Below are 21808 nucleotides of genomic sequence, written 5' to 3'. Positions count from 1 at the left end.
CTCCCTGTGGCACCACCACAAAAAATTCTTTTAAAATTCTCAGCGACGTTTAGACGTCTATATGTCCAAAGGATGTCTTTTATCCGATTTAATGTCAACCAGAACATCATGAATTTTATTCATGATGAAGTTACGCATTTTTCATTAATAAAAATCCACAGCATTTTAATGGGTTTGGAGCAACAAAAAAGAGCACTGAGTGCCCTTTCGATATAATAAATTGCTATAACAAATCACTAAAACAAAGAGTTATAACAAACTTGAAAGTCGATTCAGATCTGACTGAATGGCCCCTGCCGTAACGGCTTTACCTGCACCAGGGCCTCGAATAACCAATGGGTTATCTTTGTACCACTTACTCTCAATGGCAAAGATATTATCGCAAGGCAATAAATTGGCTAGTGCGTGCTCACGAGGTAACGCTTCAACACCTACTGTTGCACTGCCGCTTTTTTCGAGTCTTGCTACATAGCGCAATACTTTGTCTTCGCGTTGGGCTTTTTCAAGGCGCTCGGCTAAGTTTTCGCTCAAGATCTGCCCGTTGTCCAAAAAGTCATCCAACGGTAAATCGCGTAGTTGCTCTGGAACCAGTGATTCAACTTTCACGTTTTCAGGTTCTAGCTCCAATCCGGATTCACGCGCGAGAATCACCAACTTACGCATCACATCAGAGCCATCTAAGTCACAACGAGGATCGGGCTCCGTTAAACCTTGCTGCCAAGCAAGGTCAACTAAGTCACTGAAAGGCACCTGACCATCAAACTGTTGGAAGAGCCATGACAGCGTTCCTGAGAAGATTCCTGAAAGTGCTAGAATATCGTCCCCACTTTCACGTAAATCGCGTACTGTGTGGTTTACAGGAAGCCCTGCACCTACCGTTGCGTTATAGAACCAATGGCGACCAGTCTTTGAAAATGCATCTTGCACCTGATGATAAACGTCGCCCGGTGCCGAACCTGCGACTTTATTTGCTGAAATCAAATGGAAGCCATGCTCAGCAATACTGACATATTGATTAGACAAGGCTTCACTAGCAGTTACATCCAATACGATCACTTCATCGAATTTCTGTTGATGCGCTAATTTGTCCAACCATTCAATTCCGTCATTACTGATCGCTTCATCATCAAAACGATTGAAGACCTCTTTGGCATCAATACCATCAAAGTCCAACCAATACGTTTGGCTATCGACTACCGCAACCAAATCAAACGTTTTTCCATGACGCTTTTCAAGCTCGTCTTTTTGTTCGTCAAACAGCTCTATCCAGCTTGAACCGATATTACCTTTGCCGCACAAAGCGATAGCAACGCGTTTTTGAGCTTGGAACAACTGGCTGTGAATACCTGTGATTAAACGAGATGTATCGGTTTTACGAAGAATCGCAACTAAGCTAAGACCAGACTCAGCCTCACTAATGAACTCTACTGTGCTGTTTTTCAGTTGCTGGTAAAACCCGTAGCAGTGATTCGGGTTATTAGTTACACCTGCGCCTACCGCAGCTACCAATGAATAGCCTTCTTTCAGTTTAATTTCAGCACCAATGGAGACATCTTGTAGGTGGGAAAGCGCCTCGCCAGCCACTTCTGAGGTATACGCCAAAAGCAAGCAGCCTTGATCGCTTTGCGCTTCAAATGCCAATGGGCTGAGTTGCCCACGCGAAAGCGTTGTAAGCACTTCTTTTGCTAAACGTTCAAAATCGTGCCCGTGCCCGAAGTCCACTTTAACCAGTAACACTTCATCTAAAGAAGTAATGATTTTGGCACCACGACCCGACGCAAGAACACGCTCAATACGTGTTGAGCCTGATTCAGGTTGGTAGCTGCAACGCAAATGCAGTTCCATTGAACTTTGAGCGACAGGTTGTAACGTACGACTATGAAGAACTGGTGCCGCCAAGCGAGCCAATTCACTGGCTTCATCTAAGCGCAGTAAAGGCAGTAAGCAGGCATCTGACACTTTACGAGGGTCAGAGCTATACACCCCAGCCACATCACTCCATATGGTCACTCGGGACGCTTCTGCTAACGCACCGATGACAGTCGCTGAGTAATCTGAACCATTACGCCCGAGAAGAACCGTTTCGCTTTCTTCATTTTTTGCCATGAAGCCAGTAATCACAACTCGGCACTGTCGATGCTGTGCTAGTGATTCTTTAATTAATGGGTAAGAACGTGCTCGGTCTACTTCCGGTTGAGCTCCGTGTTCCGCGCGAAGGAAATCACGTGAATCTTGTGCAACCGCTTCTAACCCATTGTGGTTAAGAAGTTCAGCCAATAGTCTTGCCGACCATATTTCACCGTGTCCCATTGCCGATGATTTTTGAGCACTACTTAACGGGTAAGACAATTCGCCTAACCCAGAAAATTCCGTATTCAGAACATCAAGCAAAGCTGCGGCGCGATCTGCTGGCAGCAAACTTTCAATTAGATTGATTTGGTATTGTCTTAATTCTTGCAACGCTTCATGCGCTAGACGCCCATCTTTTTCTAACGCGGCTAGCCATGCAATAAGTTGGTTTGTCGTACTACCTGCCGCGGATACCACAACTAAATCGTTCGTATCCGAATATTCTTTAAGTATGCTCACGACACGTTGATAGCAATCGGCGTCAGCTAAGCTACTGCCACCAAATTTATGTAATTGACGCTCGATAGTCATTACGCCACCTCCTTGGCTTTTGCAAAGGCTTGCTCCAAGTCTGCAATCAGATCTTGCACATCTTCAAGACCCACAGACAAACGCAGCAGTGTTGGAGCAATGCCCGCTTCTTCTTGCGCTTCATCACTCATAGCACGGTGTGTCATTGAGCCTGGATGGCAGATCAAGCTTTCTACACCGCCCAAAGATTCGGCGAGTGAGAATAGCTGAAGCGAGCTAGCAAAACATTTCATTTGCTCGAAACTTCCATTTAATTCAAAACTGAGCATAGAGCCAAAGCCCGATTGTTGCTTCTTAGCGATGTCATGCCCTGGGTGCTCAGGCAAGCTTGGATGGTAAATGGTGCCAACCAGCTCATGTGTTTTCAAAAACTCCAAAATCGTGTTCGAACTCTCTTCATGAGCGCGCATACGTGCACCAAGTGTACGTAAACCTCGCAGGGTCATGTAACTGTCGAATGGCGTACCTGTTGCGCCAATGCAGTTACCCCACCATGCCAAATCTTCCGCGTGTTTTTCGTCTTTGCAGATGATCACACCACCAATCACATCAGAGTGACCATTAATAAATTTCGTTGTGGAATGAACAACGAAATCCGCCCCAAGTGTAAGAGGTTTTTGGTAAACTGGTGTTAAGAATGTGTTATCGACTGCAACAAGCGCACCGACTTGTTTTGCTTGTTCGCAAATTTTTGCAATATCAACTACACGTACCAAAGGGTTTGACGGTGTTTCAAGCAAGACCAGTTTAGGTTTTTTGCTGAGTGCTTCAGCAAGAGCGGTTTCATCGGATTGATCAACAAATTCAACTTTGAAGTCACCCTTTAGTGATCGGGTATTAAACAGACGATAAGTACCACCATAGCAATCGTGTGGCGCGACAATAAGATCATCAGGACCTAATAATGCCGTCACCCAAAGGTTAATGGCTGCTGTACCAGTATTGGTGATGATGGCGTTTGCACCTTCTTCCAGCTCCGCTAACGCTTGTTCCAGCAAGCCTCGATTTGGGTTACCTGAACGCGTGTAGTCATATTTGGGCACTTCACCAAACGCAGGAAAGCCATAGTTCGTAGACAAGTAAATTGGTGGGACAACTGCGTGATACTGAGTATCCGCTTCAATACCAGTGCGTACGGCAATAGTGGCTGGCTTTCGTTGGCTCATAAATAGGGTCTTCCTTTCCTGTGGTGCAAACTTTTCGAGCCTCTGTTATACCAATTACGAACGCGAGTTAACATGCGTGTAACGTGTTTTAACAGAGATAGTCACGATTAATATGCAATACTTTAGCGCTCTCATTTTAGGACGTCAACACTTCTAGACGTCCATATGTCTTTGCTTGTGGCAGTAAAAGTCGCTAAAATCGTTTTTTATGAACGGCTAAGTCGCTAAAACACATGAAAAGAGCTTTCTGTGCGGAGTAGCCATATAACTTAGATAAATAATAATTGAAGGTGCGCAATGGCAGATTGGAATGGCGAGTACATAAGCCCCTATGCTGAGCATGGTAAGAAAAGCGAACAAGTAAAAAAAATTACAGTATCGATTCCGTTAAAAGTACTTAAGGTACTGACGGACGAAAGAACACGCCGCCAAATCAACAATCTGCGTCATGCCACCAACAGCGAGCTGCTTTGTGAAGCTTTTCTACATGCTTATACTGGTCAGCCGTTACCAACAGATGAAGATTTGAGAAAAGATCGCCCAGACGACATCCCAAGTGAAGTGAAAAAAATCATGACGGAAATGGGTATTGAATTCGAAGCCTACGACGAAGAATAAGAAGAAAGGGGATAGCCTAAACTATCCCCTTTTTTATGTGTATTGAAAAAGCAATGTACGTTTAATCTGACACACATGAAAAGTGAATCAGACTGTCACGTTCAGGATTGCATATAGTTTTCAGGCATTTCAATACGAGCAACGCCTGAATCAATCGCCGCTTGCGCAACCGCTTTTGCTACTCGTGGTAGTAAACGAGCGTCCATCGGTTTCGGGATGATATAACCGGAACCAAATTCTAACTCCGAAACACCTGCCGCTTTTTTCACTTCTTCTGGCACTGGCTCTTTTGCTAACTGTCGAATAGCATCTACTGCTGCAAGCTTCATTTCATCATTAATTTCACTGGCACGAACATCCAACGCACCGCGGAAAAGAAATGGGAAACAAATAACATTGTTGACCTGATTCGGGTAATCGCTTCGACCCGTACCCATAATCAGATCATCACGAACTTGATGGGCGAGTTCCGGTTTGATTTCTGGATCAGGGTTAGAACACGCAAAGACAACAGGTTTATCCGCCATCAGCTTTAGAGATTCTGCAGGCAATAAATCAGGACCAGACACCCCTAAGAAAAGGTCGGCCTCCTCAATGACATCTTCCAACGTGCGTTTATCCGTGTTGTTTGCAAACAACTGCTTATATTCATTAAGGTCATCGCGACGAGTGTGAATCACACCTTTGCGATCCAACATGTAGATTTTTTCGCGTTGCGCACCGCATTTGATAAGCAGTTCCATACAAGCGACGGCTGCTGCCCCAGCCCCTAAACAAACAATCGTAGCGTCTTCGAGTTTCTTACCTTGAAGCTCAATAGCATTCAACATACCAGCGGCTGTCACGATGGCTGTGCCGTGTTGATCATCATGAAAAACGGGAACGTCACAACGCTCGATAAGACGTTGTTCAATCTCGAAACAGTCTGGCGCTTTAATATCTTCTAAGTTGATTCCACCAAACGTATCCGCAATGTTGGCAACGGTATCCACGAATTCATCAATCGTGCGATGTTTCACTTCGATATCGATGGAATCAAGACCAGCAAAACGTTTAAAAAGAAGCGACTTACCTTCCATCACAGGTTTGGACGCTAATGGTCCTAGGTTACCCAGCCCAAGGATGGCTGTGCCGTTAGAAATCACAGCCACCATGTTGCCTTTGGCTGTGTACTTATAAACATTGTCGGCATTTTGTGCGATCTCGCGGACAGGTTCGGCTACGCCAGGGCTGTACGCAAGTGCGAGATCTTCCACCGTATTTGCAGGCTTAGTGAGTTCGACGGAAATTTTACCGGGGGTAGGTTGAGCGTGATAATCCAGAGCTTGTTGGCGAAAATCTTGTTGGCTGTTGTCTTCGGACATGTGGGGACGTTCCAATTATTGTTTTTTGGTTAGGTAAAGGGTGTTTCTTACATTATGAGCTGAAGCCGACCGCAAAAATAACTTCAACTGTATCTTTATACTAAAGTATGGCTTGCAATCTTCATAGATTGCTAAAGTCAAAGAGAGGTAATTTTGGAAGAGCTAAGACCACTTAACCGAGAGCTGAATCAAAAAACATTTATTTCATGAACGAAAAAAGGACGCCGAGGCGTCCTTTTCAAATTTGGTCAGTATTACGATTTCGTAATTACTTGCTGCTAAGAGCACCAAAACGCTTGTTGAAGCGATCAACACGGCCGCCAGTATCAACGATACGCTGCTTACCAGTGTAGAACGGGTGACATTTGTCACATACGTCTAGGTGGATAGACTCTTTGTCTAGAGTTGTTTGGAACTCAAAAGTGTTGCCACAAGAACATGTTGCTGCAACCGCTTTGTATTCTGGGTGAATACCTACTTTCATGGGATAACCTCAAATTGGGCCGTGTCGCCATCCGATTCTATGCCGGACACCACACGTAGTTTCAGATAAATCGATGCGGAATGACCACATCATCAAGGCGCAGTATAGTAATGAAACATTTAGGTAGGATCAACCTATTTGGCAGTTTTTTCGCCAACTATTTTTGATTTAAAGACAGTTTTCACCCACTTACCCTGCGGGTAAGAAAATTCGAGTTTAGCCAGATTTGATGGATAGGTTACTTAGCGAATCTTACTCGGTTATATACTCAATTTACCTCAAGGTGCAGGATTCAGAGCTCTATCTTCTGTTTCAATTCAAGGAAAAGGACGCAGTGGAATGACGAGTCCTTTCCAAGTTCTTTGACGATGAAATGGGACAGAAGATAAGCTCCCAAGGGCGAGAATTGCTTGTCTCTCATGCTGCGTTACCGATTCTTGATTTAGAACCACTAGATCTTCAAATCGGTGCCTTGCCTGAAAACCAAGCAAATCTCGCTGAACCTAGCATCTTGAGGTAACTTGAGTATACTCAAGCGATTCCTATCAGGTTCTTTATAAAAGATTTATGCGCCCTTCTATTGCCAGAGTCGCTTTGCCCGTACCATTGGACAAGCAATTTGATTACCTTATTGCCCCCCATCAATTTCCAGTGATTGGCGGTCGCGTTAGTGTACCTTTTGGAAGGCAAACTTTGGTTGGTATTGTAACGGAGCTCGTCAGTCAGTCTGAGTTTCCCGCTCATCAACTAAAGGGAATTAAAGAAGTACTGGATGAGTCACCTGTTTGGCAGGGTTCTCTGTACGCATTATTGCAGTGGTGCAGCCAATTTTATCTCTATCCGTTAGGTGACACATTAGCGAATGCTATGCCTGCTTTACTAAGGAAAGGAAAACCTGCCGACTTTAGTACTTTAAAAGAGTGGGTTATAACGTCCTCTGGTAAAGATCAAATCATGAGCGGGTTTGGTCGAGCCGTTCAGCAAGCCAAAGCGATGCATCTGGTCGCCAATGGCGCTGTCCCCCATCAAATGATGCTCGACAACGAAATATCCAGCCAGGTATTAAAAACCTTGCAAGAGAAAGGTTGGGTAGAACAAATAGAAAGTAAGCCTGTTGCCTTAGATTGGACAAAACAAGTAGAAAGCACTGAGGAAAAGCCCAAGCTCAACGAAGAGCAGTCTGTTGCGATTGCCGCTGTAAATAGCCATCAGGACTTTGGTTGTTTTCTGTTAGAAGGGGTTACTGGTTCGGGTAAAACCGAAGTCTATTTGAATATGATTAAGCCGGTTCTAGACAAAGGGAAGCAGGCACTCGTTTTGGTGCCAGAAATTGGCTTAACACCGCAAACCATCAATCGCTTCAAACGTCGCTTTAGTGTCCCAGTAGAAGTCATTCATTCCGGTTTAAACGATACCGAGCGTTTGAATGCTTGGTTAGCGGCACGTGATAAACACGCAGGTATTGTCATAGGGACTCGCTCTGCGTTACTGACGCCGTTTGCCGATCTTGGCATCATCATTGTCGACGAAGAACACGACGCTTCATACAAACAACAAGACAGTTTGCGCTATCACGCTAGAGATGTTGCGGTGATGCGAGCGGCTAAAGAGAAGATTCCCGTCATATTAGGCAGCGCGACCCCTGCACTCGAAACACTCCATAATGCATTGAATGGTAAATATCATCACTTAACGTTGGCAAACCGAGCTGGTGCTGCAATGCCAACAACCAATAAAGTGCTGGACGTAAAAGGGCTATACCTTGAGAGCGGCTTATCCGCCCCACTGATTGCAGAGATGCGTAAACACTTAACGGCTGGCAACCAAGTCATGCTGTTCCTCAATCGCAGAGGCTACTCACCTGCCCTCATGTGCCATGAATGTGGGTGGATTGCCGAATGTCATCGCTGCGATGCCTACTACACATTTCACCAAAATAGCCGAGAAATGCGGTGCCACCACTGCGGGGCTCAACACCCTGTATTGCATCAGTGCCAAGGCTGCGGCTCGACACAATTGGTATCCGTCGGTGTTGGCACAGAGCAGTTGGAAGAACAACTTGCCAGCTTGTTTCCCGAATTCAAGGCCATTCGTATAGACAGGGACAGCACCCGACGTAAAGGCAGCCTGGAAAGTGCCTTGGAGTCCATTCGGAACAACGAATATCAAATCTTGATTGGTACGCAAATGTTGGCGAAAGGTCACCACTTTCCAGACGTCACGCTCGTTGCACTGATTGATGTTGATAGCTCGCTGTACAGCAGTGACTTTAGAGCTTCCGAAAGGCTAGCACAGCTCTTTATTCAAGTGGCAGGGCGTGCAGGTCGAGCCAGTAAAGCAGGGGAAGTCGTCTTACAAACACATCATCCTGAACATCAGCTACTGCAAGCTCTTCTTCATAAAGGGTATGGACATTTTGCTCAAACAGCACTTGAAGAAAGAAAGCTTGCCTTACTGCCACCTTACGCTTTTCTTACCTTATTTCGCGCCGAAGCAAATCATGAGGAAACGGGCGAGCAATTCCTAAGACAAGTTAGACAAACCATTGAATCAAATCCAATTTTTAATGGTGAATGTATGGTATTAGGACCAATGCCCGCACCGCTAGCACGGCGTGCTGGCAAGTCGCGTTGGCAGCTAATATTGCAAGCACCGTCACGATCTTTAATGCAAAAATTGTTGTACAGTTCAAAAGTCGTCATAGATGCACTGCCATTGGCAAAAAAAGTGCGATGGACAACCGACATTGAGCCCCAAGATCTTAGTTAGAAGTAAAATCTCTGTAAATTGATGTGATGTCAGTTCTGTTACTCAACGGTATTTTGTAGCTAGTTTGAGAAAATGAATATGATCCTATGTGATTGATGTCACGCTACTTATGCAAAATTTGTTAATCTGCCCGTAAATTAATCTTAATTTAGAGCATAAAATATCCAATAAAAAAGTTGCTCACGTCAGCGCTAGATATAAATCTTATAGATGCTATTACAGCCATGAAAAATAAAGAGGACAACTTACTATGGCGACAATGAAGGATGTTGCCCAGCTAGCAGGAGTTTCTACTGCAACCGTATCACGAGCTCTGATGAACCCTGAGAAGGTTTCATCTACTACGCGTAAACGTGTAGAGAGCGCCGTTTTGGAAGCTGGTTATTCACCGAATTCACTAGCAAGAAACTTACGACGTAATGAATCCAAAACCATCGTTGCAATTGTACCTGACATCTGTGACTCCTATTTCACAGAGATCATTCGTGGCATTGAAGATGTGGCTGTGGAAAATGGGTATCTCGTACTATTGGGGGACAGCGGTCAGCAAAAGAAACGAGAGAGCTCGTTGGTCAACTTGGTTTTCACTAAACAAGCCGATGGCATGTTGCTCTTGGGTACGCACTTGCCATTCGACGTCAGCAAGCCGGAACAAAAAAACCTGCCACCACTCGTGATGGCTTGTGAGTTTGCGCCGGAACTGGAATTGCCGACGGTTCATATTGATAACCTAACGTCGTCTTTCGAGGCGGTGAACTATCTGACACAAATGGGTCATTCCAAGATTGCTCAGATTTCCGGACCAGACGATGCAGCGCTTTGCCAATTTAGAAACCAAGGGTATCAGCAAGCGCTGAGAAGAGCTGGCATTACAATGAACCCCACTTATAAAGAGATGGGAGATTTCACCTTTGAATCTGGTCACAAAGCCGTCACCAAATTGCTTTCACTACCAGAGCCGCCAACCGCCGTATTCTGTCATAACGACGCCATGGCAATTGGAGCAATCAAAGGGGCAAAAGCCGCAGGATTAAAAGTACCTCAGGATTTATCCGTAGTAGGTTTCGACGATATTCAGTTTGCTGAATTCTGCGATCCACCACTGACGACCATCACACAGCCACGCTATGAAATTGGTCGACAAGCAATGCTAATGTTGCTTGAGATCTTGAAAGGTCGCGATGTTCACGCAGGTTCACGCCTGTTGGAAACACACTTGAAAATCCGAGAAAGCGCGGCTCCACCAAGAACTTAACACGTCGAAAGTGGACTCACCTGCAAGCTTTTCACTGGTAACACTGGTTTTCCAGAGCAATTCTGGATTACCATGTTACCCGTTTTTTATTGACTGCAAGCTGTTAAACCGTGGCAAATAAAGATTACGTAAGAAGAGGGCGTGGGCAAAAGAAGCCTACCAGAAAACAAACATCCAATAAGAAGCCGTGGAAAGCAGGTCTTATCGCCATTTTACTTGCTGGCGGGTTTGGTTATGGGCTTTATATGCTCAGCCAAGATCCTGAACCACCCAAACCTCAGGTTGCTCAGAAACCGAAGAAACCGGTGAGCAAACCTAAACCATTGCCACCACCACCTGAAGAAAAGTGGGAATACGTCGATTCACTTCCAAAGCGAGAAGTGCAAGTCGAAGCCAAAGAGCAAGTGGTGTCTGAGATTCCATATATAATGCAATGTGGAGCGTATAAAACGCTCGCGCAAGCAGAAGCACGCAAAGTAGATATAGCCTTTCAAGGCATCAGCAGTAAGATCCGTAAAAAGGAAGGCAGTAGCTGGTATCGTGTCGTGCTTGGACCGTATGTTAAAAAACGCGATGCAGAGCGCGATCGTCACAAACTTCAGCGCGCCAAGATAGAGCCTTGTGCCATCTGGAAAGAGTCGCAATAGAGCACTGCGTTCATGACTAAATTCACAAGGGAGCCGCTGGCTCCCTTGTTTTTTTATCTCCAGCCCTCATATCCGAGTTATATCGCGAGCGAATTAAAAGGTTAATAAAAGTGACTACTATCGTATCTGTACGCCGAAATAATAAAGTCGTCATCGCTGGAGACGGTCAAGTATCGTTGGGTAACACCGTAATGAAAGGCAACGCAAAGAAAGTGCGTCGCCTCTACAATAATAAAGTACTAGCTGGATTTGCCGGCGGTACGGCAGACGCATTCACTCTTTTCGAGAGATTTGAAAGCAAACTGCAAATGCATCAAGGTCACCTAACAAAAGCGGCCGTTGAATTGGCAAAAGACTGGCGCAGTGACCGCGCATTAAGAAAACTTGAAGCTCTACTCGCCGTAGCGGATGAAACAGCCTCGCTTATCATCACTGGTAATGGTGACGTGGTTCAGCCAGAAAACGATCTCATCGCCATTGGCTCTGGTGGTAACTTTGCGCAAGCCGCAGCCACTGCTCTGCTCGAAAATACAGAGTTAGACGCCCGTGAAATCGCTGAAAAATCGCTGAAAATTGCTGGTGATATTTGTGTTTTCACCAACCACCATCATACCGTTGAAGAACTCGACACCGCGGCGCAAGAATAATAAGGATTACCCTATGTCTGAAATGACACCTAGAGAAATTGTTCACGAATTAAATCGTCATATCATCGGTCAAGACAAAGCCAAACGCGCTGTAGCCATTGCGCTTCGTAACCGCTGGCGTCGAATGCAACTCGAAGAAAGCTTGCGAGCTGAAGTCACCCCAAAGAACATCTTAATGATCGGTCCAACGGGTGTGGGTAAAACTGAAATCGCTCGCCGCTTAGCTAAGTTAGCCAATGCCCCGTTCATGAAAGTGGAAGCAACTAAATTCACCGAAGTGGGCTATGTCGGCAAAGAAGTCGAGACCATTATTCGAGATTTGACTGACGTTGCGATCAAAATGACGCATCAGCAAGCGATGGAAAAAGTAAAATTCCGCGCTGAAGAACAAGCCGAAGAACGCATTCTGGATGCATTGCTTCCTCCGCCACGTGAAGGTTGGGGATCAAGTGATAACACAGAAGATAAATCCAACACCCGTCAAGTTTTCCGCAAGAAGCTACGAGAAGGCAAGCTAGACGACAAAGAGATCGATATTGAAGTGGCTGCGCCTCAAATGGGCGTGGAAATCATGGCTCCTCCTGGTATGGAAGAGATGACCAACCAACTTCAAGGCATGTTCCAAAACCTTGCAGGCGATACCAAGAAAAGCCGCAAGATGAAGATCAAAGACGCGTTTAAAGCGCTAGCCGAAGAAGAAGCCGCGAAGCTCGTCAACCAAGAAGAACTGAAAGAGCAAGCCATCTATAACGTGGAAAATAATGGCATTGTATTCATCGATGAAATCGACAAAATCTGTAAGCGTGGTGAGAGCTCTGGTCCAGATGTATCTCGTGAAGGTGTCCAGCGCGATCTACTTCCTTTGATTGAAGGCAGTACGGTGTCGACCAAGCACGGCATGGTAAAAACAGACCATATTCTGTTTGTCGCATCCGGCGCATTCCAAGTAGCGAAGCCATCCGATCTGATCCCAGAGCTGCAAGGTCGTCTACCGATTCGTGTAGAGCTGGAAGCCCTAACAAGCGAAGATTTCAAACGTATCCTGACCGAACCTAAAGCTTCTCTGACTGAGCAATACTCTGCCCTAATGGCGACAGAATCTGTTGACGTTAGTTTCACAGAAGAAGGCATTGCACAAATCGCAGATGCAGCATGGCAAGTCAACGAAACCACGGAAAATATCGGTGCCCGACGTTTGCACACTGTGATGGAGCGCTTGATGGAAGAAATCTCATTTGAAGCCACTGAAAAAGGTGGAAGTTCGGTGACGATCGATTCCGACTACGTGCAATCCAAGTTAGGTGAATTTGTAGAAGACGAAGACTTAAGCCGTTTTATTCTATAAACACCCCATATTTGATATAAAACAAGCCCGCCGCACTTAGGCGGGCTTTTTGTATTCACCTCTTCAAAGTCGTTGTTATACTGGATGCAAATCGAGCAACGACGTACGAAGCATGAGACAATCTTTAAGTGTATGGCTGGGCGCCGCTCGCCCAAAAACACTGCCTTTGGCCTTTGCCTCTATCGCAACCGGCAGTAGCCTAGCTTTATTCAATGGTCATTTTTCTCTTCCAGTAATGCTGTTGGCCTTACTGACTGCGATTCTGTTACAGATACTATCCAACTTAGCTAATGATTATGGTGACGCTCTAAAAGGCACCGACAACCAAGATAGAATCGGTCCTGTGCGTGCGATCCAATCGGGTGCAGTCACTGCAAAAACCATGAGAAATGCCATTATCATCAATATTGCTCTCACGATACTGTCTGGTCTCGCTCTCATTTTTTATGCTCTGCAATCCCCCACCAGCATTGCCGCGTTTCTGGCACTTGGGTTACTCGCGATTGTGGCCGCCATCGCCTATACGGTTGGTAACAAGCCTTATGGTTATATCGGTTTAGGGGATCTTTCGGTGTTCATCTTCTTTGGGCTACTTGGCGTTGCTGGCACCTTTTTTCTTCATACTGGTTTTATTGATGCCACCATTTTCCTTCCTTCGATTGGTTGTGGGCTTTTGGCCGTTGCCGTCCTTAACATCAACAACATGAGGGACATCGATAATGACGCCGCTTGTGGCAAACAAACGATGGCGGTTCGCCTTGGTGCTCAACGTGCAAAACGTTACCACATGTTGCTGTTAACTGGTGGAATGGTCCCGTTCATTGCTTTCTTAGCTTTACAAAACACTGCATTAGCTTGGGGTTTGAGCATGTTGCTGGCCATACTATTTGTGGTCAATCATGGCAGAGCGGTACTCGCTGCCTCTACCCCAACCGAGCTGGCACCCATGATGCCTGTCATTGTTAAATGTGCCTTGATAACTAACCTCTTATTCTCAATCGTGATCACGGGTCAAACTCTGATGACTTAATTGAGCCTTGTCATTGCAATGACTTACTAGGCATATATACTCGAATACAGAACTGCGTAACAGAAGACGACTTGCTTATGGAATACAACACCTCAGCACTATGCGATATCTACCTGGATCAAGTAGATGTAGTGGAACCGATGTTCAGTAATTTTGGTGGTAGTGCCTCGTTCGCGGGTCAGCTTACAACCGTGAAATGCTTTGAAGATAATGGCTTAATCAGAAAGGTATTGGAACAAGATGGTGTAGGTCGAGTATTACTCATCGACGGAGGCGGTTCATTACGCCGAGCTTTAATCGATGCAGATCTGGCGTCTTTAGCAGAAGAAAATGAATGGGAAGGCATTGTAGTTTACGGGTGTGTGCGTGAAGTCGACGAACTCGAAGACATGAACATCGGTATCCAAGCCCTCGCTTCAATTCCAGTCGGCGCAGCGCAGCAAAGCGTTGGTGAAATCGATGTAGCCGTCAACTTTGGTGGCGTAACCTTCCTACCAGAAGATTACCTCTACGCTGATAACACGGGTATCATCATCTCCCAAGAGCCTCTCGACTCCGACTTAGAAAGTGAAGATGAAGACGACGACTTCTCAGACGAAGAAGAATAAAGACGAAGAAGAATAAGCAAGTATCTTCACCGTAGTATCCATACCAAAAAAGCAGCCATCGGCTGCTTTTTTGTTTTGTTAGGTTTTAGGAATCTACACAAGTTGATTCTTCAGCCTAGCAATTATAAATCAATGTCTAAGTGCCGCCCCTATTTTTTTAGAGCTAGGAAGAAGCGCGGAGTTTACGAATGTAAATGAGCACTTCTGACGACGCTATAAAATAATAGGGCAAACTTAGGCTTGAGTTATTCTACGTCGTCCATCTTCCCAAGAAGATTACGAATACGCTCCTGCCACGCAGTGTGCTCTTCACGCATCTTAATGTTTTGTGACTCTAACTCTTCACGGTTGCTTTTCAACTCGTTTGCTTCGGAATTAAGTTGAGCGTTTTGCTCTTTCAATTCTTCCACTTCCATTTGTAGAAGTGCGATAGTATCAACTGCGGTTTGGATTTTTACTTCTAGCTGCTCTAGGACTTCTAAAGACATGTTAGCCACCTGTTTATTTTGATTCAGTCTGCGTGAATGAAAGTTCACAAATTACCTCACATTCTACTCAGCATCTTTGATAGACACACGTTCAAAATTGGTGATCTATGCTCGGTTGGTTAAAAAAAAGTCGATATTTAACCAAATCTTGACGTTCATTATTAATATCTACAAATTTACCGTCAAAAATTGATGCTGGGCAATCGACACTGGATTTCAAAGGCAAAATCGCAAACGTTTGAATGGGGCTGTGATAGAATCGCCGCCAATTATTTCTCTAATTTTGTTTGGTATCTGGAGTCCATATGAAACGCGATTTGGCGATGGCATTTTCCCGAGTAACGGAAGGCGCAGCACTGGCTGGCTATAAATGGCTTGGTCGAGGCGACAAAAACGCCGCTGATGGTGCCGCTGTTGAAGTTATGCGTGCCCTTCTCAATAAAACCGACATCTCTGGTGAGATTGTTATCGGAGAAGGCGAGATTGATGATGCTCCTATGCTTTACATTGGTGAAAGTGTTGGCGTTGGCGGTGATGCCGTGGATATCGCGGTTGACCCAATCGAAGGCACTCGCATGACCGCAATGGGGCAATCAAATGCGCTAGCGGTACTAGCTGCTGGTGAAAAAGGCAGCTTTTTGAAAGCACCTGACATGTACATGGAAAAATTGGTTGTGGGTCCGGGTGCTAAAGGGGCGATTGATCTGAGTAAGCCACTGGCCGAAAACCTAACGAACATCGCTACCGCTCTAGGGAAAACACTGGATACATTAACCGTAACCACACTAGCCAAGCCTCGCCACGATGCCGTGATTGCTGAAATGCAGCAGATGGGTATTCGTGTATTTGCTGTGCCGGATGGTGATGTTGCCGCATCCATTCTAACTTGTATGCCAAATAGCGAAGTGGATGTTATGTACTGCATTGGTGGCGCACCGGAAGGCGTGGTATCAGCAGCGGTTATTCGCGCATTAGATGGTGATATGCACGGTCGCTTACTACCACGTCACGAAGTCAAAGGCGATACGCCAGAAAACCGAGTACATGGCGAAAAAGAGCTAGAGCGCTGTAAAGAAATGGGCGTTACCGCTGGCATTGTTTTGCGTATGGAAGATATGGCGCGCAGCGACAATGTGGTCTTTTCTGCGACCGGTATTACCAAAGGCGATCTGCTTGAGGGGATTTCTCGCCAAGGGAATATCGCCACTACCGAAACACTGTTAATTCGAGGTCGTTGTCGTACGATTCGCCGTATTCAGTCTACTCACTACCTTGATCGTAAAGATGACGAAGTTCGCGACTTCATCCTGTAAGCGATAATAGTATTGTCATTAGCGCAGCCTAGGCTGCGCTTTTTGTTTTTAGACTCCTCCATTAACAAAGCGCCAAACAGTTAATCAAGAGTTTGCTTTATTAACCTCATACCTCATAATAGTTATCAAGCTAGAGGTAAGGACAACATGAAAACCACTGATCGGATTCTGAATAAAATCAAACGTGAAGGTGCTATTACTGCCAAAAAACTTTCACAAGATTTATCCATGACAACGATGGGCGCACGCCAACACCTTCAGAGCCTAGAAGACGAAGGGTTCTTAGATTTTGATGATATAAAAGCGAAAGTCGGACGCCCGACCCGCCATTGGTCACTTACCGATAAAGGTCACGCACAATTCTTTGATGGTCATAGCGACCTGATGATTAATATGATTGACGCCGTGGAGTCTGTGTTTGGTCGAGAAGGCATGGAAAAAGTCACCGCTGAACGTGAAGCAACCACTCTTAGACAATACCAAGCAGCAATGGAAGATTGTAAGACACTAGAAGAAAAGCTAAACGTGCTTACTGAGCTCCGTGATAGCGAAGGTTACATGGTTGAACTGTTAAAAAACGAGCAAGGATTTGAACTCATAGAAAATCATTGCCCTATTTGCCGAGCAGCAAAACGGTGCCCCAATCTCTGCTTATCTGAACTGAATGTCTTTCGTAAGCTTTTAGGAAAAGATTATTCCGTTACGCGAACCGAACATATCATTCAAGGAAAGCGTCGCTGCAGCTATCAAATTAGCCCTCACTAATTTCCCAATCGCATCATAAGCTTACGTTGAAAGCTCAATTTGTCGCATTACCCTAAGATTAAAGTTGCATATATCAATAATGAGACAGAACAATAATAGAGCAATTACAGTGCATTTTTTGAGCTAATTTTATCGTATGCTCTGATCATGTGCTGTAACGAAGAAGTAGGAGGGTGCAGATGGGACGCGCTCAATATGATCAAACTTTACCTCCATTTGAGGAGCTTGTCGCTCTGGCTCAGGATGACCCAGAAGCATTTAATCAATTTCGCCAGAAGATGTGCGATGAGATGATTACATACGCATCATCTGAAATGCAGCCCCGCTTGCGGGCGCAGCAAACTCACATCGAACGAGTCATTGACCGATGTAAAAACCCAACTCATGCCAACGTAGCATTAATGAACGAGCTCACCGCTCAAATTGGTAAATTCCAAGATGCTTTGCATGGCGATATCATTAAGGAATCCGCCGACATTGTTCCGTTCGACTTAGAACGAAAACAATAGCTCGAAGTACACTCAAACGAAACTCGCTGAACTCTACACATAGTTTGAGTACAAATACAAAAACGGACCTCCTTCGGTCCGTTTTTCATTGGGCTATTGCATTCGTTGCGCTTTTGCCGCTTTCAATATCGCACGAGGATTGGCTTATTTAAGCGGAGGAGCGCCATATTGGTTTTCTTTGTCGTCGCCTTTCAGCAGACCACATTCTACAAAAATCCACACCCCCGCCGCCAGCGCCAAGATAGAAGCAATCATTTCAAGGGGTGAAGTTTGAATTTCAACGCCTGGCGCTGCAACAGGCACCAAAACACGCCCAGCGATAACCGGAATATGCAATGCAAGCCAGTACACCGATTTTCCCCTGTCGTGCCAACGTTTTGCGGTAATAGCAAGATCAGGGAAAAGCATAAACGCTAGGAAGGCGATGGCAATGATATTTCCTAAGTCTGGGAATAATGTCCCTGCACCAAAACTAAAACCAATCACAATCAGATAATAGAACGCATTCCAGATCCAGAAAACCTGACGCCCGATACGTCCGCGAAAAGAAAACAAGTACTGCTTCATCGACATCTTTTACTTACCTTTGCTCAATTGAGCACTTTTTGAAAACATTTGGTGTCCATATCACGGACATTAATGGTCAAGCTATGAACTTCACTGGCTTGCTGTTGCAATATCACCATCAACTGACTCGACAACGTGCGTTTTTGTTCTTCGGTTCTGCCGTCTAACAAATCAAATGTAATGTGAATAAAATCCACCGAGTCTTCTTGATCCCCCACCAACCAATGATGGCAACGCAAAGCTCGAGACTTTACCGAGGACACTTCAAACAAACCACTGTTTATCGCTGCTTGATGTAAATCTTCCAGCAACAATTGCACATTCACTCGTTCATCGACCGAGTTCGAATACTCCATCACTAAGTTAGGCATTGCTCGTCCTTATTATTCTCTTCCGTGATTGGGGGTAAGATACAGGAAATTAAGCGCCTTGGTGCACTCTGGGCATGAAACTGCCCACTTGATCACTGGTTTTTATCTCTTTGGTAACACCATCAGATCTGGCCTTACAGTCAGATCACGGAAAGACATGACACCAGTCATGATTTAGCCGTATTAATCTGTTATATTCTTTCGCAATCACGTTTATTTTTTACATTAATTAATGGAGATATTCCTATGCGTCGTCCTGTAGTGATGGGTAACTGGAAACTTAATGGCAGCAAATCAATGGTCACTGAACTATTAAATGGCCTAAATGCTGAACTTGAAGGCGTAACTGGTGTAGACGTTGCAGTTGCTCCACCAGCACTTTACATCGACCTAGCTGAGCGTCTAATTAAAGAAGGTGGCAACAAAATCATCTTGGGCGCGCAAAACACTGATGTAAATAACAGCGGTGCATTCACTGGTGATACTTCTCCTGAAATGCTGAAAGATTTCGGTGCAACACACATCATCATCGGTCACTCTGAGCGTCGTGAATACCACGCTGAGTCTGACGAGTTTGTTGCTAAGAAGTTCGCGTTCCTTAAAGAAAACGGTCTGAAGCCAGTATTCTGTATCGGTGAGTCTGAAGCTCAAAACGAAGCAGGCGAAACTGAAGCTGTATGTGCACGTCAAATCAATGCAGTGATCGACGCTTACGGCGTTGAAGCTCTAAATGGCGCAATCATCGCATACGAACCAATCTGGGCTATCGGTACTGGTAAAGCAGCAACAGCTGATGATGCACAGCGTATTCACGCTTCTATCCGTGCACTTATCGCTGAAAAAGATGCAGCAGTAGCAGAGCAAGTAATCATCCAATACGGTGGTTCTGTTAAGCCAGAAAATGCAGCATCTTACTTCGCACAACCAGACATCGATGGTGCGCTAGTAGGTGGTGCATCTCTAGACCCTAAAGGTTTCGCAGCTATCGCTAAAGCAGCGGCAGAAGCAAAAGCGTAATTCTGATTTTCCAGAACACATTAAAAAGACCAGCTTCGGCTGGTCTTTTTTATTGCATTTTTTTGCTATATCGAAAGAGTTATTCAAACTGAACTTTCGCCAAAGCAGTAGCGGCTTTATTCAGAAAGGGGAGATACATTCGTAAATCTTCCAACGTCTTACGAATTTTAGGGGCATGAACAGAGACCGTGAAGCACACGCTACCGCTTTGATCCCGGACGGGTACAGCAATTGCCACCATACCTTCCATAAATTCTTCCCGATCAAATGCAATCCCCTCATGACGAATCTTCTCCAGCTCTTCCAACAAAGCACTGGGATCAGTAAGCGTGAATGACGTATAAGATTTCAATGGTGTTGCATTGATTAGCTTATCTCGAACTTTAGGCTTCATATGAGCAAGCAGCATTTTCCCGCTTGCCGTGCAATGAAGGGGAAGCTGAGACCCAACAGGAAGCTGAATTCGATACGGCCAATTAGCTTCAACGCGATCAAAGTAAACGGTGTGATCGCCATCTAACATGGTGCAATTACACGTTTCATCAACTTCTTGAGACAATACTTTTAAGATCGCATGTCGAGGCGCGCTTAATGCATGATTCGACATAATGCTCCTCGAAAAAGCACGCGCACGTAAGCTGGGTATATAACGCCGACTCACGGGCTCACGCTCCACTAAACCTTCTTCCTCTAACTGCTGAAGTATTCGGTTCAGTGTCGGCTTGGCTAAACCGAGTTCATCCATCAAGTCTGCTGTCGATATTGGCTTGTGTGCTTGCACCACTCTCTCCAACACCACAAATCCGCGCATGATGGTAGGGTAAGAATGCCGTTCCTCATCCATGTATTTTCCCCTCTTTAAAGCCTGAGTTTGCCTAGATTTATTGACCTAACCAGCACCACCAAATTGCAATAAGAATGTCGACAGCGGTGGCCAGAAAGCAATGATAAGCCAAGCAATCATCAATGCGAATAAATATGGCAGAACATGACGCACAATCGTGAAGTACGGTATACCCGTCATACCACTGGCGACATACAAGTTAAGCCCATATGGGGGAGTAATAAATCCGATTGCATCGCCGACAAGGAAAACCACCGCAAAGTGAATGGGATCCACGCCTGCACTGTAGGCTATTGGTGCCAAAATCGGTGCCAATATGATGGTGTTAGGCAAACTTTCTAGCACAGTGCCCGCCATAAGAACGAGGAACATACACGCCAACAGAATAAAGACTGGGTCACCAATGTTCGACATCCAGCCATTCACGACTTCTCCTGCTCCCAATAGTGAGAGAATTTGCTGCATGACAACCGAAACCGCGATCAACGGTGCTAACATGCCTGTAATCTGCCCAGAGCGAAGCAAGATTTCCGGCAACTTAGAAAGCTTTATTTGGCGAGTCACCAAGACACCGGCAATCAAACAAAACCCAACTGTTACCCCTGCGGCTTCTGTTGGTGAAAACGTTCCAGAATATATGCCGTAAATCACAATCCCGATCGCCAGTATGCCTAAATACGCTCTGAGGCCAGCACGAACAATTCGCTTTGGTTCGAATCGAATCATGTCTCCCCAATTATTGCGTCGGCTAACCAAGTAACAGGTCACCTGCATGGCGATCACCATTAGAATGCCTGGTAGCATACCGCCTATAAACAAATCACTGATGGATAAGTCAAGCAGAAAACCATAAACGATAAAGATAATGCTCGGCGGAATAATGATTCCCACCGTGCCTCCCGCAGCGACGGTGGCTGCCGCAAAGCGTTCATCGTATTTGTTTTTTGCCATTTCAGGCTGCATGATCGAACCGATTGTTGCCGTGGTCCCCGCATTCGATCCCGAAATGGCGGCGAACATTCCGCATGCACCAATGGTGGCCATTCCTAGCCCACCACGAACCCAGCCCAGAATTGAATAAGCAAAGTCCGACATGCGCTTGGCGATACCAGCCGCATTGATCAGGTCGCCTGTTAGAATAAACAAAGGCAGCGCCAGTAAACCGAAAAAGCTCAATCCTTCAAATAGGGTTACACCCACGTTTGCAAGAGTGAAATCGATGACGAGACTGCATCCAACGACCCAGAAACCAATCACCAAGAAAATCGGAATACCCAGCAAAAACAAAATCGTTACACCGATTGAAATAAGGGTAATAAGTGTTGCGTTATCCATGATTC

22 protein-coding genes are annotated in these 21808 nt (G+C 45.4%); 13 read left to right on the top strand and 9 right to left on the bottom strand.

The annotated features are described in order from the left end of the window. Nucleotides 1–249 precede the first annotated feature (249 nt). Nucleotides 250–2661, bottom strand: a complete 2412-nt coding sequence (locus VPNCDNU1_RS09405) for a bifunctional aspartate kinase/homoserine dehydrogenase II (protein ID WP_104400099.1) — start codon at nucleotides 2659–2661, stop codon at nucleotides 250–252. Further along, on the bottom strand, nucleotides 2661–3827 hold the full coding sequence (locus tag VPNCDNU1_RS09400) for an O-succinylhomoserine (thiol)-lyase (protein ID WP_104400098.1): 1167 nt from the start codon (nucleotides 3825–3827) through the stop codon (nucleotides 2661–2663). The genes VPNCDNU1_RS09405 and VPNCDNU1_RS09400 overlap by 1 nt, the downstream gene beginning before the upstream one ends. Before the next feature lie 297 nt (nucleotides 3828–4124). Between VPNCDNU1_RS09400 and metJ the strand changes: the two genes are divergently transcribed. Next, nucleotides 4125–4445: a met regulon transcriptional regulator MetJ gene (gene metJ / locus VPNCDNU1_RS09395; protein ID WP_101114045.1), complete on the top strand. Its 321-nt coding sequence runs from the start codon at nucleotides 4125–4127 to the stop codon at nucleotides 4443–4445. Nucleotides 4446–4546: 101 nt separating this feature from the next. Here metJ and VPNCDNU1_RS09390 read toward each other — a convergent pair whose 3' ends face one another. Both VPNCDNU1_RS09390 and rpmE read right to left on the bottom strand, forming a co-directional pair. Then, complete coding sequence (locus tag VPNCDNU1_RS09390) at nucleotides 4547–5809, bottom strand: malic enzyme-like NAD(P)-binding protein (RefSeq protein WP_104400097.1); 1263 nt, start codon at nucleotides 5807–5809, stop codon at nucleotides 4547–4549. Nucleotides 5810–6077: 268 nt separating this feature from the next. Further along, nucleotides 6078–6293 (bottom strand): 50S ribosomal protein L31, encoded by a 216-nt coding sequence (rpmE, locus tag VPNCDNU1_RS09385; protein ID WP_104400096.1) that lies wholly within the window; start codon nucleotides 6291–6293, stop codon nucleotides 6078–6080. A 373-nt stretch (nucleotides 6294–6666) separates the two neighbouring features. Between rpmE and VPNCDNU1_RS28800 the strand changes: the two genes are divergently transcribed. The 8 genes from VPNCDNU1_RS28800 (at nucleotide 6667) to rraA (ending at nucleotide 14594) form a co-directional block, all read left to right on the top strand. Then, nucleotides 6667–6813 (top strand): hypothetical protein, encoded by a 147-nt coding sequence (locus VPNCDNU1_RS28800; RefSeq protein ID WP_167404757.1) that lies wholly within the window; start codon nucleotides 6667–6669, stop codon nucleotides 6811–6813. Nucleotides 6814–6860: 47 nt separating this feature from the next. Next, nucleotides 6861–9062, top strand: coding sequence for a primosomal protein N' (priA, locus tag VPNCDNU1_RS09380; RefSeq protein ID WP_104400095.1), 2202 nt, complete (start codon nucleotides 6861–6863; stop codon nucleotides 9060–9062). Nucleotides 9063–9312: 250 nt separating this feature from the next. Further along, on the top strand, nucleotides 9313–10317 hold the full coding sequence (cytR, locus tag VPNCDNU1_RS09375; RefSeq protein WP_101114022.1) for a DNA-binding transcriptional regulator CytR: 1005 nt from the start codon (nucleotides 9313–9315) through the stop codon (nucleotides 10315–10317). Nucleotides 10318–10427: 110 nt separating this feature from the next. Beyond that, the gene (locus tag VPNCDNU1_RS09370) at nucleotides 10428–10964 is read left to right on the top strand and encodes an SPOR domain-containing protein (protein WP_101114020.1); all 537 of its coding nucleotides are present in this window, start codon (nucleotides 10428–10430) and stop codon (nucleotides 10962–10964) included. Between the two features lie 110 nt (nucleotides 10965–11074). After that, complete coding sequence (gene hslV / locus VPNCDNU1_RS09365; protein WP_101114019.1) at nucleotides 11075–11611, top strand: ATP-dependent protease subunit HslV; 537 nt, start codon at nucleotides 11075–11077, stop codon at nucleotides 11609–11611. A gap of 13 nt (nucleotides 11612–11624) precedes the next feature. Continuing rightward, nucleotides 11625–12956, top strand: a complete 1332-nt coding sequence (gene hslU / locus VPNCDNU1_RS09360; RefSeq protein WP_104400094.1) for an HslU--HslV peptidase ATPase subunit — start codon at nucleotides 11625–11627, stop codon at nucleotides 12954–12956. Between the two features lie 112 nt (nucleotides 12957–13068). Next, on the top strand, nucleotides 13069–13986 hold the full coding sequence (locus VPNCDNU1_RS09355; RefSeq protein ID WP_104400093.1) for a 1,4-dihydroxy-2-naphthoate polyprenyltransferase: 918 nt from the start codon (nucleotides 13069–13071) through the stop codon (nucleotides 13984–13986). Nucleotides 13987–14063: 77 nt separating this feature from the next. Further along, entirely contained in the window at nucleotides 14064–14594 is a 531-nt protein-coding gene (gene rraA, locus VPNCDNU1_RS09350) for a ribonuclease E activity regulator RraA (RefSeq protein ID WP_104400092.1), read from the top strand. A 245-nt stretch (nucleotides 14595–14839) separates the two neighbouring features. On the opposite strand, the gene zapB is transcribed toward rraA, so the two are convergent. Beyond that, nucleotides 14840–15082, bottom strand: a complete 243-nt coding sequence (zapB, locus tag VPNCDNU1_RS09345) for a cell division protein ZapB (RefSeq protein WP_101114015.1) — start codon at nucleotides 15080–15082, stop codon at nucleotides 14840–14842. Nucleotides 15083–15387: 305 nt separating this feature from the next. Between zapB and glpX the strand changes: the two genes are divergently transcribed. The 3 genes from glpX (at nucleotide 15388) to VPNCDNU1_RS09330 (ending at nucleotide 17669) form a co-directional block, all read left to right on the top strand. Beyond that, entirely contained in the window at nucleotides 15388–16395 is a 1008-nt protein-coding gene (gene glpX, locus VPNCDNU1_RS09340; RefSeq protein ID WP_104400091.1) for a class II fructose-bisphosphatase, read from the top strand. A 147-nt stretch (nucleotides 16396–16542) separates the two neighbouring features. Beyond that, nucleotides 16543–17160, top strand: coding sequence for a helix-turn-helix transcriptional regulator (locus tag VPNCDNU1_RS09335; RefSeq protein ID WP_104400090.1), 618 nt, complete (start codon nucleotides 16543–16545; stop codon nucleotides 17158–17160). A 179-nt stretch (nucleotides 17161–17339) separates the two neighbouring features. Further along, entirely contained in the window at nucleotides 17340–17669 is a 330-nt protein-coding gene (locus VPNCDNU1_RS09330; RefSeq protein ID WP_101114012.1) for a DUF3135 domain-containing protein, read from the top strand. A gap of 144 nt (nucleotides 17670–17813) precedes the next feature. Here VPNCDNU1_RS09330 and VPNCDNU1_RS09325 read toward each other — a convergent pair whose 3' ends face one another. Continuing rightward, the gene (locus tag VPNCDNU1_RS09325; protein ID WP_104400089.1) at nucleotides 17814–18242 is read right to left on the bottom strand and encodes a DUF805 domain-containing protein; all 429 of its coding nucleotides are present in this window, start codon (nucleotides 18240–18242) and stop codon (nucleotides 17814–17816) included. 17 nt (nucleotides 18243–18259) lie between these two features. Beyond that, complete coding sequence (locus tag VPNCDNU1_RS09320; RefSeq protein ID WP_104400088.1) at nucleotides 18260–18607, bottom strand: 5-carboxymethyl-2-hydroxymuconate Delta-isomerase; 348 nt, start codon at nucleotides 18605–18607, stop codon at nucleotides 18260–18262. Between the two features lie 246 nt (nucleotides 18608–18853). On the opposite strand from VPNCDNU1_RS09320, the gene tpiA reads away from it, so the two are divergent. After that, nucleotides 18854–19624 (top strand): triose-phosphate isomerase, encoded by a 771-nt coding sequence (gene tpiA / locus VPNCDNU1_RS09315; protein WP_104400087.1) that lies wholly within the window; start codon nucleotides 18854–18856, stop codon nucleotides 19622–19624. A gap of 79 nt (nucleotides 19625–19703) precedes the next feature. On the opposite strand, the gene VPNCDNU1_RS09310 is transcribed toward tpiA, so the two are convergent. Together VPNCDNU1_RS09310 and VPNCDNU1_RS09305 are read right to left on the bottom strand one after the other, a co-directional pair. Continuing rightward, nucleotides 19704–20468 (bottom strand): IclR family transcriptional regulator, encoded by a 765-nt coding sequence (locus VPNCDNU1_RS09310; protein ID WP_104400086.1) that lies wholly within the window; start codon nucleotides 20466–20468, stop codon nucleotides 19704–19706. Nucleotides 20469–20513: 45 nt separating this feature from the next. Next, on the bottom strand, nucleotides 20514–21803 hold the full coding sequence (locus VPNCDNU1_RS09305; RefSeq protein ID WP_101114006.1) for a TRAP transporter large permease: 1290 nt from the start codon (nucleotides 21801–21803) through the stop codon (nucleotides 20514–20516). Between the last annotated feature and the right edge of the window lie 5 nt (nucleotides 21804–21808).

This window comes from Vibrio penaeicida (assembly GCF_002933855.1).
Classification (GTDB): Bacteria; Pseudomonadota; Gammaproteobacteria; order Enterobacterales; family Vibrionaceae; genus Vibrio; species Vibrio penaeicida_A.
The sequence above is the reverse complement of the archived record's forward strand: the minus strand, read 5'-3'. Positions and strand labels throughout refer to the sequence as shown.

Coding starts and splice junctions, on each gene's coding strand:
- rraA (WP_104400092.1), top strand. CDS start 14,064: ATGGAATACAACACCTCAGCACTATGCGATATCTACCTGGATCAAGTA.
- VPNCDNU1_RS09405 (WP_104400099.1), bottom strand. CDS start 2,661: ATGACTATCGAGCGTCAATTACATAAATTTGGTGGCAGTAGCTTAGCT.
- VPNCDNU1_RS09335 (WP_104400090.1), top strand. CDS start 16,543: ATGAAAACCACTGATCGGATTCTGAATAAAATCAAACGTGAAGGTGCT.
- VPNCDNU1_RS09320 (WP_104400088.1), bottom strand. CDS start 18,607: ATGCCTAACTTAGTGATGGAGTATTCGAACTCGGTCGATGAACGAGTG.
- cytR (WP_101114022.1), top strand. CDS start 9,313: ATGGCGACAATGAAGGATGTTGCCCAGCTAGCAGGAGTTTCTACTGCA.
- tpiA (WP_104400087.1), top strand. CDS start 18,854: ATGCGTCGTCCTGTAGTGATGGGTAACTGGAAACTTAATGGCAGCAAA.
- VPNCDNU1_RS09355 (WP_104400093.1), top strand. CDS start 13,069: ATGAGACAATCTTTAAGTGTATGGCTGGGCGCCGCTCGCCCAAAAACA.
- VPNCDNU1_RS09400 (WP_104400098.1), bottom strand. CDS start 3,827: ATGAGCCAACGAAAGCCAGCCACTATTGCCGTACGCACTGGTATTGAA.
- VPNCDNU1_RS28800 (WP_167404757.1), top strand. CDS start 6,667: ATGGGACAGAAGATAAGCTCCCAAGGGCGAGAATTGCTTGTCTCTCAT.
- glpX (WP_104400091.1), top strand. CDS start 15,388: ATGAAACGCGATTTGGCGATGGCATTTTCCCGAGTAACGGAAGGCGCA.
- VPNCDNU1_RS09305 (WP_101114006.1), bottom strand. CDS start 21,803: ATGGATAACGCAACACTTATTACCCTTATTTCAATCGGTGTAACGATT.
- hslU (WP_104400094.1), top strand. CDS start 11,625: ATGTCTGAAATGACACCTAGAGAAATTGTTCACGAATTAAATCGTCAT.
- priA (WP_104400095.1), top strand. CDS start 6,861: ATGCGCCCTTCTATTGCCAGAGTCGCTTTGCCCGTACCATTGGACAAG.
- rpmE (WP_104400096.1), bottom strand. CDS start 6,293: ATGAAAGTAGGTATTCACCCAGAATACAAAGCGGTTGCAGCAACATGT.
- metJ (WP_101114045.1), top strand. CDS start 4,125: ATGGCAGATTGGAATGGCGAGTACATAAGCCCCTATGCTGAGCATGGT.
- VPNCDNU1_RS09390 (WP_104400097.1), bottom strand. CDS start 5,809: ATGTCCGAAGACAACAGCCAACAAGATTTTCGCCAACAAGCTCTGGAT.
- VPNCDNU1_RS09325 (WP_104400089.1), bottom strand. CDS start 18,242: ATGTCGATGAAGCAGTACTTGTTTTCTTTTCGCGGACGTATCGGGCGT.
- VPNCDNU1_RS09330 (WP_101114012.1), top strand. CDS start 17,340: ATGGGACGCGCTCAATATGATCAAACTTTACCTCCATTTGAGGAGCTT.
- zapB (WP_101114015.1), bottom strand. CDS start 15,082: ATGTCTTTAGAAGTCCTAGAGCAGCTAGAAGTAAAAATCCAAACCGCA.
- VPNCDNU1_RS09310 (WP_104400086.1), bottom strand. CDS start 20,468: ATGGATGAGGAACGGCATTCTTACCCTACCATCATGCGCGGATTTGTG.